This window comes from Methylobacterium sp. WL120, assembly GCF_008039465.1.
Lineage (GTDB): Bacteria > Pseudomonadota > Alphaproteobacteria > Rhizobiales > Beijerinckiaceae > Methylobacterium > Methylobacterium cerastii.
Genome location: NZ_VRUT01000360.1, coordinates 1 through 917, shown reverse-complemented (window position 1 = coordinate 917; position 917 = coordinate 1). Strand labels below are relative to the sequence as shown.

At 76.6% G+C, this 917-nt stretch carries 1 protein-coding gene; it reads left to right on the top strand.

The genetic code is table 11. From position 1 onward, the window contains the following. A partial coding sequence (locus FV229_RS27000; protein WP_147754834.1) for a tetratricopeptide repeat protein occupies window positions 1–917 on the top strand: 917 nt, incomplete at both ends.

Below are 917 nucleotides of genomic sequence, written 5' to 3'. Positions count from 1 at the left end.
GAGCGTGGCCGAGCCGCGCCTGCGCCAGCGCCGCGCGGCCTCGGCCTTCGCCCTGTCCACCATCCCCCTCGTCGCCCTCCTCGCCTACGGCCTCTACGGCTCTCCCGACCTGCCGGCCCAGACGCCGGGAGACCGGCAGGCGGCGCAATCGGGTGCGCAGGACCTGATGAAGGCCGTCGGGCAGATCGAGGCGCGCTTGGCCGCCGACCCGAACGACGCCCGCGGCTGGGCCGTGCTGGCGCCGGTCTACATGCGGCTCGGCCGGTTCGAGGACGCGGCGCGCGCCTACGCGGCGATCGTCCGGATCAAGGGTGAGACTGCGGAATCGCTGTCGGACTGGGGCGAGGCGATGGTGGCCGCCGGCAACGGCATCGTGCCCCCCGAGGCCAAGGCCGCCCTGACCCGGGCCCTCGCCCTCGACCCCAAGGCGCCCAAGCCCCGCTTCTACCTCGCCCGCGCGGCCGAGCAGAACGGCGACACGCCGGAGGCCATCCGCCAACTCAGCGCCCTGAACGACATCAGCCCGGCCGACGCCCCCTGGCTTCGCCTGGTCCGCGAGAACCTGGCGCGGCTGCGGGGCGAGCCCGCCCCGCAGCTGTCGGGAACGCCGGTCAAGGGGGCGGGCAACGGGGCGGCCAAGGGAGCCGGAAAGGACGCGCCCGGGCTGCCGCCGGAGCAGCGCGCCGCGATCCAGGGCATGGTCGACGGCCTCGACGAGCGCCTCGCGGCCAAGGGCGGCACCGTGGACGAATGGCTGCGGCTGGCCCGCTCCCGCAGCGTCCTCGGCGAGCCGGAGCGTGCGCAGGCCGTGCTGGAACGCGCCCGCGCCGCCCTGAAATCCGACCCGGCCGCGCTCGCGAGCCTGGAGGCCGGCGCGCGCGACCTCGGCCTGTCCGGCAAGCCGGCCGACGGCACGC